Here is a 14,731-nt window from a genome sequence, read left to right as displayed (position 1 = left end):
ACCGTTCTGGCCGAGCAGGCAGTGCACCTCGCCCGCGCGGACCTCCAGGTCGACGCCGTCGAGGGCGCGCACTCCGGGGAACTGCTTGACGATCCCTCGCATCACGAGGAGGGGTGCCGAGTCGATTGACGGCTCCGGCATGGGGGGCCTCCGTGGATCTTTACAACAGAATCTCGATGGGGATTTCGTCGCGAACTTCTACGACAAAAGGAACTTCGGTGACAAAAGGGATCCCGCCCGTCCGGCCGGGCCGGACAGCACCAGCGTGGCGCCGCCGAGGTCGGCGTGAACGACGGCGTCACGAATCCGGTTTTCCGGTCGGACGGACGGGATGCTTGGGGGGCGATACCGGCTGCTCACGAGGGATGGCGTCTCATTCGCGCTCCTTCTCGGGTGCCGGTGCCGCCAGGCGGACGTCGATGGCGGTGGGGTTGGAGAGCACCCTCTCCGTGACGATCCCGGCGGCGCCGCGCGAGGCCGCGCCGAAGCCGAGATCGGAGGCGACGAACTCGCAGCGGGCGACGGATCCCTCCACGCCCAGCCGCTTCAGCTCCGCCTGCGCCACCGGGATGAGCCGGTCGGCGAGCTTGGCGAAGTAGCCGCCGATGACGATCACGCGCGGGTTGAAGAGGTTGACCAGCGTGGCCGAACCCCGCCCGAGCCAGCGGCCCACCTCTCCGATGGCCAGGTCGACCCGGGGATCGCCCGCGGCCCAGCGCAGCTCGATCTCGGCCAGCCGCTCCTCCGGGTCGCGCATCACCCCGTCGTGCAGGCCGTAGGCGTGGTCGGGGGTGGCCATCCGGACCAGCGCGGCCAGGCCGACCTTCGTCTCCCAGCAGCCGATCCGGCCGCAGCCGCAGCGCTCGCCGGAGGGGTCGACCATGACGTGGCCCACCTCGCCCGCGAAGCCGTCGGCGCCGCTCAGCAGACGCCCGCCCGAGATCACGCCGCCGCCGATGCCCACCTCGCCGGTGAGGTAGACGAGATCGGACGTGCCGGAGGCGACGCCGCCGGTGAACTCGGCGAGGGCCGCCAGGTTGGCGTCGTTGTCCACGCTGATCGGCACGTTCGGCGGCACTCCGGCGCGTACGAGCCACTCCGCCACCGGGACGCCGTACCAGCCGAGGTTGGGGGCGACGTCCACGACGCCGGTCGCGGTGTCGACGAGGCCGGGGACGGCCACGGTGATCCCGGCGATCCTGACCTCCAGGAGGTCGAGCTCGGCCATCGCCTCCCCGATCACCCGGGCCAGCTCCGTCAGGGAGCGCTCGGAGTCGCGGCCCATGGCGTCGAAGCTCACCCGCCGGTCGATCAGCACCCGGCCACCAAGGTCGGTGGCGAAGGCGGCGATGTAGTCGACGTTGACCTCAAGGCCGAGGGCGCCGACACCGGAGCCGTCCAGGGCGAGGGCGAGCCCGGGGCGGCCGACGGCGCCCGCGTGCTGCGGACCGATCTCCTTGAGGAGGCCGCGGGCCTGCAGCTCGCTGACGAGGCTGGTGACCGTGGTCTTGTTCAGGCCGGTCTCCATGGCGACGACCGACCTGGAGCGCGGACCGTACTCGCTGACGTGACGCAGCACCAGGGACAGGTTGGACCGGCGCACGGTGGCCTGGTCGGCGGGGGTACCGGCCGACCTGTTCGAGCTCGTCGAACCGCCGTTGCGACTGCCGGTCCAGCTACGGTGCACGTCACTCCCCTCAATTAATTTGCATGACTGGCCGAATTAAATGCTCAGTTTCGAGGTGGGCGCAAGGTTCGAAACGTTTCGATCTGCGTAACGTTTTTGTAACATGGTCGCGCGTTATACACGCGTACGTCACACGGAAGACAGATATCGAGTTGTTACCGGACCCCTGGTGCGCGGCAGGACACCTCTGTGTTACAAATCCAATTAATTTCTATCCGAGACAAATAAAAGCCAGGTGACCGCGTGATCCAGGAGCAGCACCAGGCCCGTACGGTGGGCGGCACGCCCCAGGCCGTGGGTCACGCCTCGCTCCGCCGGACGAACCTCTCCCTGGTCCTGCGCCACCTGCGCGAGCACGGGTCCACCTCGCGCTCCGACATCGCGGAGGCCACCGGCCTGCACCGGGCCACCGTCTCCAACCTGATGGTCGAGCTCCTCGACCGGCGGCTGGTCCAGGAGGTGGGCGTCGACCACGCGGGCGCGGTCGGCCGCCCCCGGCGCGCGGTGGCGCTGCACGGCGCGCACATCGGCGCACTCGGGCTGGAGCTCAACGTCGACTACATCGCCGTGCACGGCGTCGACCTCGGCGGCAACGTCCTGGTCGACCGCCGCCTGGGCTTCGACGCGGCGGGCAGCGGCCCCAGCCGCTCACTCCGCGAGCTCGGCCTGACCGCCCGCGAGGCCATCGAGGAGATGACGCGCGCCGGGGCCGACCCGGCGGGCATCGGGGTGGCGGTCCCCGGCCTGGTCGACGTCGACCACGGGGTGGTCGCCTTCGCCCCCAACCTCGACTGGCACGACGTGCCGCTGGCCGCCCGCCTCTCCTCCGCGCTCGGCCCGCTGCGCGTGCCGGTGACTGTCGACAACGACGCGAACCTCGCCGCCCTCGCCGAGTACACCTCCGGGGTGGCCGCCGGTACGGCCGACATGGTCTACCTCACCGGCGAGGTCGGCGTGGGCGGCGGCATCATCGTGGACGGCAGACTACTGCGCGGCGCCGACGGCTTCTCCGGCGAGGTCGGGCACCTGCCGGTCGACCCGAGCGGCGGGCGCTGCGGCTGCGGGCGCTTCGGCTGCTGGGAGACGAAGGTCGGCCTGGCCGCGCTGGTCCGCATGGCGACCCCCGGGCGGGCCTACGGGCCAGGCTCGGGACCGGTGCCCGACCCCGAGGAGCGGGTGGCCGAGATCGCCCGCGACCTCGCCGCCGGCGACAGGCAGACGCTGGTCGCGGTCGCGGAGGCCGGCCGCTGGCTCGGGCTCGGTGGCTCGATACTGGTCAACCTCTTCAACCCGCGCGTGATCGTCGTGGGGGGTTACTTCGCCACCCTGGCCGACTGGATGCTCCCCTTCGCGCAGGCGGAGCTGGAGCGCCTCGTCGTCGCGGGCCCCGCGGCCCGCTGCCGTTTCGTCGCCTCCGACCACGGCTTCGGCGCGGCCTCCCGGGGCGCCGCGAACGTGGTGATCAATCAGATCGTCAACGACCCCACCGCGATAATGCGGCCCACACCGCAGCCCTCGGGCACCTGACGCCCGCGGTCGTTCCCGGAGCGGCCCCCTCGGGACGGTTTCTTCTGTGGCGGCTTCCATCGGGACGGTCTTCTTGGAGGAGGCTTCCCTCGGGGAGGCTCAGAGCACGTCCTCCCGCAGTTGCGGGAAGACCCTGGAGACCTTGGCCAGCAGATAGTCCCCGTAGGTTCCGGTGAAGGCGCGCAGGTCCTGGCCGTCCCAGCGGGCACGGCCGCCGCCCGCGGCCTCCCGCGAGGGCAGCGGCGGCACCTCCGCGTCCCAGCCGGGGTCGAAGAAGAACGGGAACGACAGCCGCTCGTTCCCGCTGACGTTGCGCACCCGGTGGGGCGTCGAGCGGTAGAAGCCACCGGTGAGCATGTCGAGCATGTCGCCGATGTTGCACACGAAGGTGCCGGGGATCGGCGGGGCCTCGACCCAGCCGCCGCCCGCGTGCACCTGCAGTCCCCCGTTGCGGTCCTGGGCCAGCAGGGTGAGCAGGCCGTAGTCGGTGTGCTCCCCCACGCCCCACCCGTCGGCGTCCGGCGGGGCCGGAGGGTAGTGGAAGATCCGGAACAGGACGGTGGGGTCGGCGGTGTAGCCGGTGGCGAAGTAGTCCTCCGCGAGGCCGAGGCTGAGCGCGACGCCGCGCATGACCGACTGCCCGAGATCGGTGAGCCGGCCGAGGTATTCGAGGACCGCCTCGCCCAGCTCGGGCACCTGGGCCGGGAACAGGTTGCGGCCGTGCAGCGGCAGCCGGGCGCGAGGGTCGTCCCCGGGCAGCTCGGCCCCGAAGTAGACGCCCTCCTTCAGGTCGGGACGGCCGGAGGTGAGCTCGCCGCCCACCGGGAAGAACCCCCGCCAGGCACGGCCTCCCCGCTCCATGGAGATCTCCGCCTTCACCTCGGGGGGCAGCGAGAAGAAGCGGCGGGCGGCGGTGTCGAGCCGGTCGAGCAGCGAGGACGGCACCCCGTGACCCGAGACGTAGAAGAACCCGGTGTCACGGCAGGCCCGCTCGATCTCGCGGGCGACCCGCTCGCGTTCCGCGTGGGACCCGCCCCGCACCAGGGCGCTGACATCGATCACCGGTAGCCGCTCCATCCGGCCATCATCACCCATGGATCCGTTCGTGCCGTCCCGGGGACCGGTCGGGCAGGTCGTGGACGAGTCGCCACCGGGGACGCCGGGGTCTTGCGGGGCGGAGAGAGCGGGCGTACGGTCCGGCCATGACCGTCGTTCACCATCCGCGCGTGGCCTGGGAGGGCGCGCGCACCTTCGTCAACGCCGCCGAGGACAACGTCTACTGGTGGCTCAGTGACGCGGTCGGACGTTCTCTCGGTGTCACGCACCAGACGCGACTTTCCGAGACGCGCCTGCGGTTGCAGCGTGAGAACGCCTGGCTCGCCGAGACCGCGGCCTGGCGGGTACGCCTGGAGGACATGCTGCAGGACCGGCCCGAGCTCGCACCGGTCGTGCTCCAGCTGGTCACGGAGACCTCGCGCCGCCTCTCCCGCTGAGAACCGGCGTGCGGGGGCCGAGCCGCGAGGCGGGACGACCTCTTCTTCTACGATCGGGGACGTGACCGCCCCCATCTCACGTCCCACTGCCCGGATCCTGCTCGTCGACGCCGCCGACCGCCTCCTGCTGTTCCGGTACCCGGCACCCGCGCACTGGCCCGCCGAGCACTACTGGATCACGCCGGGCGGCGGGGTGCGCGAGGGCGAGACGCTGGTCGGCGCGGCGGTCCGCGAGCTGCGCGAGGAGACGGGGCTGGAGGTCGCGGAAGAGCGCATGGGGTCCGTCGTGGCCCGTTCCTCCGGCCTCGTCTGGTTCGGTGACGTCCGGGTCGCGGCGGTCGACTCGTTCTTCTTCCTGCGCGTCGACGACCACACCGTCGACGCCTCGGGACAGGAGGAGCTGGAGCGCTCGGTGATCTCGGCGCATCGCTGGTGGACCCGGCACGATCTCCTTACCACCCGCGAAACGGTCTTCCCCCTCGACCTGGGGACCCTGCTGGCCGACTTCCTCACCGGTGACCTCCCCGCCGAGCCCCTTCTGCTGCCCTGGCCCCACGACGAGTAGCGGACGGGGGTTCAGACGTCCTGAGGTTCAGGTGTCCGGGTGTCGGCTCATCGCCGTGTCGCGTGCCGCCCCAGGGATTCGAACCCTGATCACCCAGGTCCTGAACCTGGTGCCTCTGCCGTTGGGCCAGAGCGGCCGGGCGTGCCTCGCGGGCACGCCGGTGTCACGATGTCGCTGTTCTGCTCGTGCTGCTCGTGTCGTTGTGTCGTTCGCGTCGCCGCGATGCTCGTACTACCTGTGGCGCCGCGTTGTCCGTGCTGCTCGTGTCGCTGCGTTGTTCGTGGTGCCTGTATCGCTCGTGTCGTGGTGCTGTTCGTGTCGTCGGAACGGCAGGGCTCGAACCTGCGGCCTTCCGGTCCCTGGCCGGATGCTCTTCCTGCTGAGCTACGCCCCGTCACGCGTCCGGGCCGGTTGGCGTGGGCCGAACCGGACGCGCCGCGGTCCTGCCGACCGGGCGGGGGTCGCCACTCCCCTCGCCCAGTCCCAGTCCCATGCCCCGCTCCCGCGAGGGCAGAGCCGCAGCGGGGGTTCGAACCCCGTCCTGCCGGGTGGAAGCCGGCTGCCTTACCGATTCGGCCTCTGCGGCGTGTCTCCCGGGATCTCCCGGGGTGAATCCTTTCGCGCCCTTCAGGGAGAGGGCATGAACGGATTCGCGTTCAACGTGTGCTGCGCTGTGGATTTGTCGAGAGCGGGAAACGGGCTCCCGCTTGCGGTGGGCTATTACCTGGTTTCGGAAATGAAGAAGCCGCCTGGACGGGTGTCTCTGGCGGCTGGGCGGTTTCCCTCGTAAGGGTCATCCACCTGGCCATCCGGAGATCGGCGCACCGCCACTGAGCAGCGGGAACGTTTCAAGCCCTCCCCGCCACACCGGTGATGCCCCGTGCTTCACTGTCGTTCCTCTCCTTAGCGCGGAGCGGGTGCTCCGGCTTTTCTCCATTGAAGGGCAAAGGCGACCTCCGACGCCAATGGTTTTATCCGCCTTTTCCGTCGGCGGTGTTTTCCCGCGACCGACGTGGACACCGGCCGTGGTCATGCCGGCCCATCTCGAATCCGCCCATCTCGAATCTGCCCGACGCGAATCGGCCGGACCAGCCCGTCTCGGCTCGGGTCGGCCGCCGTCTCGCCGGTACCCGCGCACGCCGACGGCCGCGTCGCCGTCGCGGGGGTCCGTACGATCGACGCGGAGTCACCGGTGCTCGCCCGCCGGCCGGTGGCCGGTCGTCCGCCGGTTGGCGGGCGGCGGGTCCCTCATCGCGGCCATCTTGCGGTTGTGAGGCGGCGCGGGCTCACGCATGATCGATGGAAAGAGCCGATCGCGCGAACCGGCGTCCCTCTCTTCTGATTAGGTGGGTGACATGGCACTTCATCCGAATATCGACCCCGGGCTGGCCGCCGTCCTGGAGGCGAACCCCCTGCCCGTCGCGAACTTCGGCTCCCTGCGGCTGGAGGATCTGCCCGACGTACGCCTCCAGATGGACGCGGCGCGTGCGGCGATGGACCCGATCGCGCCGGACGAGCGGGTCACGATCGAGGACCGGACGGTCCCCGGCCCCGACGGCGATCCCGACATCCGGCTGCGGATCTACCGCCCGGTCGGGCAGCAGGGCGCCGTCCCCGGCCTGTACTGGATCCACGGCGGCGGGATGATCATCGGCGACGTCGACATGGAGGACTCGCGCCTCAACGTGTACGCCGCCGCGCTGGGATGCGTGATCGTCTCGGTCAACTACCGCCTCGCGCCGGAGCACCCGGACCCGGCGCCGGTCGAGGACTGCTACGCGGGCCTGGTCTGGACCGCCAAGAACGCCGCCGAGCTGGGCATCGACCCGGAGCGCGTCGCGGTGGGCGGGATCAGCGCGGGCGGCGGGCTCGCCGCGGGAACCGTGCTGCTGGCGCGCGACCGCGGCGGCCCGGCCCTCGCGTTCCAGCTCCTGATCTGCCCGATGCTGGACGACCGCAACACCACCCCCTCCAGCCGCGAGTTCGTCGAGGCGGTCGTGTGGAACCGGGGGGCGAACCTGCTGGGCTGGAAGGCACTGCTGGGTGAGCGGGCGGGCGGCGACGACGTCTCCCCGTACGCGGCCCCGGCCAGGGCGGACGACCTGTCGGGCCTGCCGCCCGCGTACATCGACGTCGGCGAGCTGGAGGTCTTCAGGGACGAGTGCTTCGACTACGCACTGCGGCTGGTGCGGGCGGGCGTCTCCACCGAGTTCCACCTCTACCCGGGGGCCTTCCACGGCTTCGACGGGATGATCCCCGAGGCGGAGATCAGCCGCCGGGCCGCCGCCGAGCGGGTGGTCGCGCTGCGCCGGGCCCTGTTTCGCTGACGGCGGGACTCAGGGGCACCAGCCGTGCGAGCCGCATGGCCAGATGCGCCCTGAGCCGGCCCGCGGAGTCGGCGAGGGAGAAGCCGAGAACGGCCTCCGCCCGCGCGATCCGCGCGGCCAGCGAGCTGTGGTGCAGGTGCACGGCGACGGCGGCCCTGCGGACCGTGCCCTCGGCGCACAGCGCGCGGACCGCCTCCAGGGCCTCGGTGCCGTACGGCCGCCGTGCGAGCTCCTCGACGGCCCGCACGTCGGGCAGGGCGGCGATCTCCTCGTCGGGCACATGGGTGGCGAACAGGGCCAGGGCACCGAGATCGGCCCAGTCGACCACCCGGTCCGCCGGGTGCGGGCCGGTGAAGCGCAGGGCGGTGCGGGCCGCCGCCCAGGATTCGGCGGCCCCGGCTCCGCGCGTCTCCGGCCCGATGCCGACGCGCCAGGTGTCCGGTGTCCCGGGCAGCTCGCCGGGCCCGTCGACCGCCGGGCCGACCAGCAGCGCCACGGTGTCGCCCAGCGGGGCGGCCCGGACGTGACGGTCGGTGACCCGTAGCCAGGCCGCCACGGCGGCCCCGTCGCGGCCCTCCCGCTCGTCGCCGGCGAGCACGGCGAGCACCTGGAGAGGGGCGGCGGGGGCGAAGCCGAGCAGCCGTAGTGCGCGTGCCCGCTCGGCCTCGCCGGCGTCGGCCGACAGGACCAGCTCCACCAGGGCGGGGTCGGTGCCGGCCTGTGCCTGAGCGGCGGCCCGCTCCAGGGTGACCTCCGCCGCGCCCGCGAAGCGCTCCAGGACGATCTCGTCGAGGCCGTGCGCCGTCCCCTCGCGTTCCATCCACACGGCGCCGAGCTCCGAGCCGAGGCGGCGGTGGATCGCCGGGCCGGGAGGCTCCTCGCACGGCTCGGGCGCCCCGCCGGGAACGACGCGCGTCCGCCTGCCGGTGACCGCGTCGACGAGCCCGACCGGGCACTGCGTCAGGCGCGCGGTGGCCTGGAGCAGCACCGGGACTCCGGCGTGGTTTCGCACCAGCACGTCGAAGTAGGCGATGACGCGGACGGCGCTCTCCGCGTCGGAGTCGAGCGCCGACAGCCTCAGCAGTAGTCCCTGCACGGCTCCACACTAGGTCGCCGTTCACGCTCCCGGCCAGAACGGCCCACCCGGGCGGCGCGGACGGAGCCCTGTCCGGCCACCGGCGGCGGGTCCCGGCCGCCGGGGACCACCTCGTCGATCATGTCCGGGCCGCGCGACAGGTCGCCGGATCCGTCGCCCACGGTGCGGCGGACACGCCCCTGAACTGCGATTTGCTTGCATCTGACCATCTTTTGCAACCTTCCATCGCAATACAGCGTCTATAGGGTCGAAGCGGGAAATGCGCCACGGGGACAGACAGGCGCGTGAGCCCGGAAGCAGGCGAGAAGGGGACCCTTCACGGTGCGTGCACTGGCAGGTAAGGGCAAGAAGGCCGTCTACCGGCTGTTCGAGGCAAGGAACCGAAGGCGCGAACGGACCGCGCCGCCCCCGTCCACACACCGGATCAGGATCCTGATCCTGCACGCGTACGGGATGGGCGGCACCATCAGAACGGTCTTCAACCTGGCGGGTTACCTGGCCTCGACCGGGCACGACGTGGAGATCGTCTCCATCCTCAAGGAGGCGGAGGAACCGTTCTTCCCCGTCGACCCGAGGGTGAGGTTCCGCTTCCTCGACGACAGGCTGGTCCCGCGGACCGGCCTGCGCGGCCGGCTCTCGAGGATGCCGAGCAGGCTCATCCCTCCGCAGGAGGCCGCCTACCACCGTTTCAACGTGTGGACCGACCTGCAGCTGGCCCGGTGGATCCGCTCGGTCGACACCGGCGTCGTCATCGCCACCAGGCCCGGCCTCAACCTGGCCCTCGCCCAGCTGGCCCCGCCGGGCGTCATCACCATCGGCCAGGAGCACGTGGCCCTGCGGGGACAGCCGCAGGAGGTGCAGGAGATCATCAAGCGCCGTTACCGCAAACTCGACGCGCTGGTCACCCTCACCAAGGCCGACATGCGCGACTACCGCGCGACGCTGCGGCGCAAGCCCGGGAAGCTGGCCAGGATCCCCAACGCCGTGCCGCCCATGAACGGCGATATCTCCAGGCTGGAGGACAAGGTCGTGGTCGCGGTCGGCCGCATGACCAGGCTCAAGGGCTTCCACCGGCTGATCACCGCGTGGGAGACCGTGGCCGCCGCCCATCCCGGCTGGACCCTGCGTGTCTTCGGCGCGGGGCCGCAGGAGGACAACCTGCGTGCCCAGGTCGCCGAGGCGGGGCTGCGGGGCAGGGTCGAGCTGCCGGGCCCCACCGCCGACGTCGGCGCCGAACTGGAGAGGGCCTCGGTCTTCGTGCTCAGCTCCCGCCACGAGGGCTTCCCCATGACGATCCTGGAGGCGATGGCCAAGGGGCTGGCGATCGTCAGCTTCAACAGCCCGCACGGTCCCAAGGAGATGATCACCGACGAGGTCGACGGGCTGCTGGTCAAGCCGCGCACCGACGCCAACCTCGCCGCCGCCCTCATCCGTGTCATCGAGGACGAGGAGTTGCGACACCGGCTGGCCAGGGGCGCCCTGGCGACCGCCGCCACCTACGACGTGGAGTCCGTCGGCGCCGAATGGGACGCCCTTCTGGAGGAACTGCTGGCCCGCCGCAACGGCACCTACGTCAAGCCTGCGCCCGCCCTGACGGGTCCCGCGGAAGAGCCTTCAACCGCCCCGGCCCCTGTGGAAGAGCCCGCCTCAGCCGCCGTACCGGGCAACGCGGTAGAACCTTCAGCCGCCGTACCGGCTCCTCCGGCGGGACCGGCGCCTGTGGTGCCGGACGCGGACGCGGACGCGGATCCGGACTCCGGTGGGGAGGTCGTTTCCTGCCGTCAGGCGGTCTCCGGTCTCACCGGCTCGGCGATGCCCTTCGCGAACGTGCCGTCGCGAGCATCGTGATCGGCGGCGGCGTCCGCCCGAACGTCTCGGCGAACGTCGGCCGCTGAGGACTCCACACCCCGCCCGGTGCCCGCCGGGCGGGGCGGGTGCGGACACGGCCGGATGATCAGTGGCGGTGTTCCGACGCCGTGTCGATCACGTCGTCGAGCACGGCACGGGAGCCGGCCAGCTGGGCGATCATCCGGTCGATGCGGTCCCGTTCGGCGGCGAGCTCGGTGACCAGCAGAGGGGTGGCGATCTCGGACGGGCCGCCGTCCGCGTCCCGCATGCACGGCAGCAGCCGCGCGATCCTCCTGCTGTGCAGGCCGGCGGCGAAAAGCTCCTGGATGCGGATGACCCGGTCGACCGCCTGCTCGGGGTAGTCGCGATGGCCGCCGGGCGTGCGGCCGGCCGGCAGCAGCCCCTGCTGCTCGTAGTAGCGCAGCGACCGTTCGCTCACCCCGGTGCGCCGCGCGAGCTCACCGATCCGCATCCCGACCCCCCACACGTCCGGCACGTCCTGCACGTCCGGCACTTGAATCTGACACCGATGTTAACTTCTACCGTGTCGGCATGACGAAGACAGCGGAGAACGAGCTCTTCACCTACAGTCCCATCACCGAGCGGCCGCCGATCGCCTGGCCCGGCGGCGCCAGGGTCGCCGTCTACGTCGGGCTCAACGTCGAGCACTTCCTCGTCGACCGCCCGTCCACCAGCATCTGGCCCGGCACGGCCGACCTGGTCCCCGACGCGCTCAACTACGGCTGGCGCGACTACGGGCCCCGCGTCGGCATCTGGCGCACGATCGAGAGCCTGGACCGGCACGGCGTCCGGGCGAGCGTGTTGCTGAACTCCGCGGTCGCCGACCGCTACCCCCAGATCATCAGGGCGGGCCTGGAACGGGACTGGGCCTGGCTCGCGCACGGGCGGACCAACTCGATCCTCCAGGCCGGCATGACCCGCGACGAGGAGCGCCGCTTCCTCACCGACGTCGTCGACACCATCGCCGCCGCGACCGGACGGCGGCCGAGCGGCTGGATGGGACCGGGACTGACCGAGACGTTCGACACCCCGGCGCTGCTCGCCGAACTCGGCCTTGGCTACGTGCTCGACTGGACCAACGACGACCAGCCCTACGAGCTGAACGTGCCCGGGATGCTCAGCGTCCCCTACTCGGTCGAGCTCAACGACCTCCTCCTGTTCGGCAAGGGCACCAGCGGGCCGGAGTTCGTCCGGATCGTCAGGGACCAGTACGAGCAGCTGCACGCGGACTCCGAGCACAGCGGCCGGGTGATGGCGCTGGCCCTGCATCCGTTCGTGACCGGCCAGCCGTTCCGGGCCAAGTATCTGGACCAGGCCCTGGAGTACCTCGCGGCGCGACCGGACGTCTGGCTGGCCACCAGCGACGAGATCGCCGAGCACTACCGGCGCACGCTCGGGGAGCGCGCGTAGCTCGCCGACGGCCTGTGGGCCGGGTCCCGGGACCCGGCCCACAGGTGTCACATCCCGTTGCCGATGAAGAAGCTCGGGTGCGGGGGCTGGTTGTAGGCGGTGTTCTGCCAGGCGATCGCCTCGCGGTACATCACGTCGTGCATCAGGGTCGTGATGCGGCGATCGGTGACGTGCGGCGTCGCGTAGACGCGGAGGGCGGTGTTGTTCGTGGTCGGCCAGACGACCTCCTCGCGCCAGTCGCCGAACAGGTCGGCCGACAGCGAGGGCGTCGCCTTGGTGGTGTTGTTGGAGTGGACGCCGGAGGCGGTGAGCAGGCGGGTGTCGCCGCCGGTGCCGTACTTGTCGATGCGCGTGCCGTCCAGGAGCTCGCGGACGGGGTCGCCGTCCCACCAGATCAGGAAGTTCGACGAGCTGGGCTTGCGGCCGATGTTCTGGCCGCCGGTGTTCAGCAGGCCGTCGACGGCCGAGGACCAGGACTCGGCGCCGGGGCTGCCGGCGTGGACGTCGCCGGAGACGCCCCGGCCGTTGTCGCAGCCGCAGGAGGCGTTCTGCCAGATGATCTGGCCGGTCCGCGCGTCGGCCATCCACGCCGCGGGCCGGCTCGTGCTCTCACTGATCTTGAAGACCTCCAGGCCCGTGCGGCCCGGGATGAGGTCGCCGGCGTGCAGGGCGTCGCCGTGGCCGAGCCGGGTGTTCCACAGCGGCGAGCCGTTGTCGTTGATCGTCATCGCGCCGAAGACGATCTCGTCCCTGCCGTCGGCGTCGACGTCGGCGACCGACAGCTGGTGGTTTCCCTGGCCCGCGTACTGGGAGCCGGCGGAGTTGGAGTCGAAGGTCCAGCGCCTGGTCAGGGAGCCGTCGCGGAAGTCCCAGGCCGCGATCACGGTGCGCGTGTAGTAGCCGCGCGACATGATCAGGCTCGGCCGGGTGCCGTCGAGGTAGGCGGTGCCGGCCAGGAACCGGTCGACCCGGTTGCCGTAGCTGTCGCCCCAGCCCGACACGGTGCCGCGCGGCGGGTCGTAGCTGACCGTCGACACGGCCCGGCCGGTCTGGCCGTTGAACATGGTGAGGTACTCCGGCCCGGACAGGACGTAGCCGCCGGAGTTGCGGTGGTCGGCGCCGGAGCTGCCGATCACCACCCCGGCGCCGTCCCTGGTGCCGTCGGCGGTCTTCATCGCCACCTCGGCCCGGCCGTCGCCGTCGTAGTCGTACACCTGGAACTGGGTGTAGTGCGCGCCCGCCCGGATGTTGCGCCCCAGGTCGATACGCCACAGCCGGGTGCCGTTCAGCTTGTACGCGTCGACGAACACGTTGCCGGTGTATCCGGACTGGGAGTTGTCCTTGGCGTTCGTCGGGTCCCACTTCAGGACGAGCTCGTACTGGCCGTCGCCGTCCAGGTCGCCGGTGGAGGCGTCGTTGGCTGCGTAGGTATAGGCGACCCCGTCGGGGGTGGTGCCCCCGGACGGGGCGGAGATCGGCACGTCCAGGTAACCCGCGGTGAACTGCAGCGCCGCCGGGGAGGCGCCCTGCTCGGCGCCGCCCACCACCGCCCGCACCGTGTACGCCGAACCCGCGGCCGCCCCGGAGTCGAGATGGTTGGTCGAGTTCGTGATCGGCGAGGAGTTGACCTTCGTGGTGCCCCGGTAGACGTTGAACCCCACCCCGGCCGGGTCGCCGGCGAGCAGCCGCCACGACACCAGGTTGCCGCTGCCGGACCGCACGCTGATCACACCGCGATCGAGCGCCTCCAGCTGCCTGCCACCGGCCGGCGGCGTCGTCGGCGGCGCGGTGGGCCCCGACACGTGGTTGAAGGTCCACTGCATGCGGGCGACGTCAACCCGCCGCTCTGGGCGACGGCCCTCCACTGCTGATCGGCCGCGCCACCGTTGCAGGCGACCTGCACCAGCAAGGCACCGTTGTCGACCGAGGCAGCGGCCACATCGACACACTTACCACTGGAACCCGACGCGAGCGTGTACACACCGTCGGCCACCGGCACCACGGCCGCCCGCGACGGAAAGGCCACCGCCACCAAAGCGGTCGCGGCGACCAGAGCCACGACGACGGGAGGACCGACCAGCCGGGTTGTGAACCGTCCTCGACGGCGGGTGGGTGTTGAACGCGAGTCCATCGATTCTCATCCTCGAAGTTCTGGGGGGTGGTTCTTCGTGGTCGGCGAATCAGCTGCCGCAGAGTCGTCGGCGCGCCCTGGCGACGGGGTCTCGCGAACCGTGGCGGCGGCGATCGATCGAGGTCGAGGCGGTGAAGCATCGCGGCGTCGAGCCCGTTCGCGAGGTGTCCCGTGACCGGCCCCGACCCGAGTCCCGCAAATACGGGAGATCGGTTTCCGTAATGTAGGTAGCCGTAATAAGTTTGTCAATCCTACAAACTAAAAAGTGCGGCCATCCTGCCCGAACGCATGAAAGTAAGCGTTGAGGCGTTCATCCGGGCGACGCGGAACCGTTCGGAACGACGGTCGCGGAGGTGTCACGTGGCGCGGTGAGCCGACACGGCCGACACGGCCGACACGGCCGATCACCTGCTCGCCCTCGGCGCCGGGAAACCCTTCTACGCCGGGAAGCCCTCCGGCACCGGGAAACCCCTCCGTACCGGGAAGTTCTTCTGCGCCAGGACGCCCCTCTGCGCCGGGAAGCAATGTGCGCTGGCGGCGATGCCGGCTCCGGAACCGGGTGGGGTGGTCTCACTGGACCGTCTGATCGACGAGCTGTGGGCGGGCGAGCGGTCCCCTGATGCGAC

The 14,731-nt window shown here is 71.3% G+C and carries 13 protein-coding genes and 3 tRNA genes; 6 read left to right on the top strand and 10 right to left on the bottom strand.

Translation table 11 applies throughout. The features are described 5' to 3' along the window. Positions 1-373: 373 nt before the first annotated feature. Positions 374-1,687, bottom strand: a complete 1,314-nt coding sequence (locus ACSC1Q_RS07210; RefSeq protein WP_436757862.1) for an ROK family protein — start codon at positions 1,685-1,687, stop codon at positions 374-376. 243 nt (positions 1,688-1,930) lie between these two features. Between ACSC1Q_RS07210 and ACSC1Q_RS07205 the strand changes: the two genes are divergently transcribed. Next, positions 1,931-3,214, top strand: a complete 1,284-nt coding sequence (locus ACSC1Q_RS07205; protein ID WP_436757861.1) for an ROK family protein — start codon at positions 1,931-1,933, stop codon at positions 3,212-3,214. A gap of 99 nt (positions 3,215-3,313) precedes the next feature. Here ACSC1Q_RS07205 and ACSC1Q_RS07200 read toward each other — a convergent pair whose 3' ends face one another. Further along, complete coding sequence (locus ACSC1Q_RS07200) at positions 3,314-4,291, bottom strand: isopenicillin N synthase family dioxygenase (RefSeq protein WP_436757860.1); 978 nt, start codon at positions 4,289-4,291, stop codon at positions 3,314-3,316. Positions 4,292-4,416: 125 nt separating this feature from the next. Here ACSC1Q_RS07200 and ACSC1Q_RS07195 point away from each other — a divergent pair, with 125 nt between their 5' ends. Then, positions 4,417-4,707, top strand: coding sequence for a hypothetical protein (locus ACSC1Q_RS07195; RefSeq protein WP_436757859.1), 291 nt, complete (start codon positions 4,417-4,419; stop codon positions 4,705-4,707). Positions 4,708-4,768: 61 nt separating this feature from the next. Further along, complete coding sequence (locus tag ACSC1Q_RS07190) at positions 4,769-5,272, top strand: NUDIX hydrolase (RefSeq protein WP_436757858.1); 504 nt, start codon at positions 4,769-4,771, stop codon at positions 5,270-5,272. A 63-nt stretch (positions 5,273-5,335) separates the two neighbouring features. Here ACSC1Q_RS07190 and ACSC1Q_RS07185 read toward each other — a convergent pair. From ACSC1Q_RS07185 to ACSC1Q_RS07175, 3 genes are all read right to left on the bottom strand, one after another. Beyond that, positions 5,336-5,408: transfer RNA gene (locus ACSC1Q_RS07185), tRNA-Leu, on the bottom strand. 185 nt (positions 5,409-5,593) lie between these two features. Then, positions 5,594-5,666 (bottom strand) — tRNA-Pro (locus ACSC1Q_RS07180). A 120-nt stretch (positions 5,667-5,786) separates the two neighbouring features. After that, a tRNA-Gly gene (locus tag ACSC1Q_RS07175) sits at positions 5,787-5,858 on the bottom strand. 769 nt (positions 5,859-6,627) lie between these two features. Between ACSC1Q_RS07175 and ACSC1Q_RS07170 the strand changes: the two genes are divergently transcribed. Beyond that, complete coding sequence (locus tag ACSC1Q_RS07170) at positions 6,628-7,599, top strand: alpha/beta hydrolase (RefSeq protein WP_436757857.1); 972 nt, start codon at positions 6,628-6,630, stop codon at positions 7,597-7,599. On the opposite strand, the gene ACSC1Q_RS07165 is transcribed toward ACSC1Q_RS07170, so the two are convergent. Together ACSC1Q_RS07165 and ACSC1Q_RS07160 are read right to left on the bottom strand one after the other, a co-directional pair. After that, a complete protein-coding gene (locus ACSC1Q_RS07165; RefSeq protein WP_436757856.1) occupies positions 7,541-8,695 on the bottom strand; it encodes a helix-turn-helix domain-containing protein in 1,155 nt (384 codons plus the stop codon). The two genes, ACSC1Q_RS07170 and ACSC1Q_RS07165, sit on opposite strands and share 59 nt — an antisense overlap. Beyond that, positions 8,677-8,856, bottom strand: a complete 180-nt coding sequence (locus tag ACSC1Q_RS07160; RefSeq protein WP_436757855.1) for a hypothetical protein — start codon at positions 8,854-8,856, stop codon at positions 8,677-8,679. Before ACSC1Q_RS07160 ends, ACSC1Q_RS07165 begins: the two co-directional genes overlap by 19 nt. Before the next feature lie 160 nt (positions 8,857-9,016). On the opposite strand from ACSC1Q_RS07160, the gene ACSC1Q_RS07155 reads away from it, so the two are divergent. Continuing rightward, positions 9,017-10,543: a glycosyltransferase family 4 protein gene (locus ACSC1Q_RS07155; RefSeq protein ID WP_436757854.1), complete on the top strand. Its 1,527-nt coding sequence runs from the start codon at positions 9,017-9,019 to the stop codon at positions 10,541-10,543. Between the two features lie 106 nt (positions 10,544-10,649). Here the strand turns inward: ACSC1Q_RS07155 and ACSC1Q_RS07150 are convergent, their stop codons facing one another. Beyond that, the gene (locus tag ACSC1Q_RS07150) at positions 10,650-11,015 is read right to left on the bottom strand and encodes a MerR family transcriptional regulator (protein ID WP_436757877.1); all 366 of its coding nucleotides are present in this window, start codon (positions 11,013-11,015) and stop codon (positions 10,650-10,652) included. An 80-nt stretch (positions 11,016-11,095) separates the two neighbouring features. On the opposite strand from ACSC1Q_RS07150, the gene ACSC1Q_RS07145 reads away from it, so the two are divergent. Further along, a complete protein-coding gene (locus ACSC1Q_RS07145) occupies positions 11,096-11,974 on the top strand; it encodes a polysaccharide deacetylase family protein (protein WP_436757853.1) in 879 nt (292 codons plus the stop codon). A 47-nt stretch (positions 11,975-12,021) separates the two neighbouring features. On the opposite strand, the gene ACSC1Q_RS07140 is transcribed toward ACSC1Q_RS07145, so the two are convergent. Next, a complete protein-coding gene (locus tag ACSC1Q_RS07140) occupies positions 12,022-13,797 on the bottom strand; it encodes a rhamnogalacturonan lyase (protein ID WP_436757852.1) in 1,776 nt (591 codons plus the stop codon). Then, positions 13,701-14,105, bottom strand: coding sequence for an RICIN domain-containing protein (locus ACSC1Q_RS07135; protein ID WP_436757851.1), 405 nt, complete (start codon positions 14,103-14,105; stop codon positions 13,701-13,703). The genes ACSC1Q_RS07140 and ACSC1Q_RS07135 overlap by 97 nt, the downstream gene beginning before the upstream one ends. Positions 14,106-14,731: the final 626 nt, after the last annotated feature.

Source organism: Streptosporangium heterodermiicola (assembly GCF_051390675.1).
Lineage (GTDB): Bacteria > Actinomycetota > Actinomycetes > Streptosporangiales > Streptosporangiaceae > Streptosporangium.
Note: the sequence above shows the minus strand (reverse complement) of the source record. Positions and strands in the feature narration are given on the sequence as shown.

What these genes read in the sequence shown, in the direction of transcription:
- ACSC1Q_RS07200 (WP_436757860.1), bottom strand. Translation starts at nt 4,291, where the DNA reads ATGGAGCGGCTACCGGTGATCGATGTCAGCGCCCTGGTGCGGGGCGGG.
- ACSC1Q_RS07195 (WP_436757859.1), top strand. Translation starts at nt 4,417, where the DNA reads ATGACCGTCGTTCACCATCCGCGCGTGGCCTGGGAGGGCGCGCGCACC.
- ACSC1Q_RS07170 (WP_436757857.1), top strand. Translation starts at nt 6,628, where the DNA reads ATGGCACTTCATCCGAATATCGACCCCGGGCTGGCCGCCGTCCTGGAG.
- ACSC1Q_RS07150 (WP_436757877.1), bottom strand. Translation starts at nt 11,015, where the DNA reads ATGCGGATCGGTGAGCTCGCGCGGCGCACCGGGGTGAGCGAACGGTCG.
- ACSC1Q_RS07145 (WP_436757853.1), top strand. Translation starts at nt 11,096, where the DNA reads ATGACGAAGACAGCGGAGAACGAGCTCTTCACCTACAGTCCCATCACC.
- ACSC1Q_RS07140 (WP_436757852.1), bottom strand. Translation starts at nt 13,797, where the DNA reads ATGCAGTGGACCTTCAACCACGTGTCGGGGCCCACCGCGCCGCCGACG.
- ACSC1Q_RS07135 (WP_436757851.1), bottom strand. Translation starts at nt 14,105, where the DNA reads ATGGACTCGCGTTCAACACCCACCCGCCGTCGAGGACGGTTCACAACC.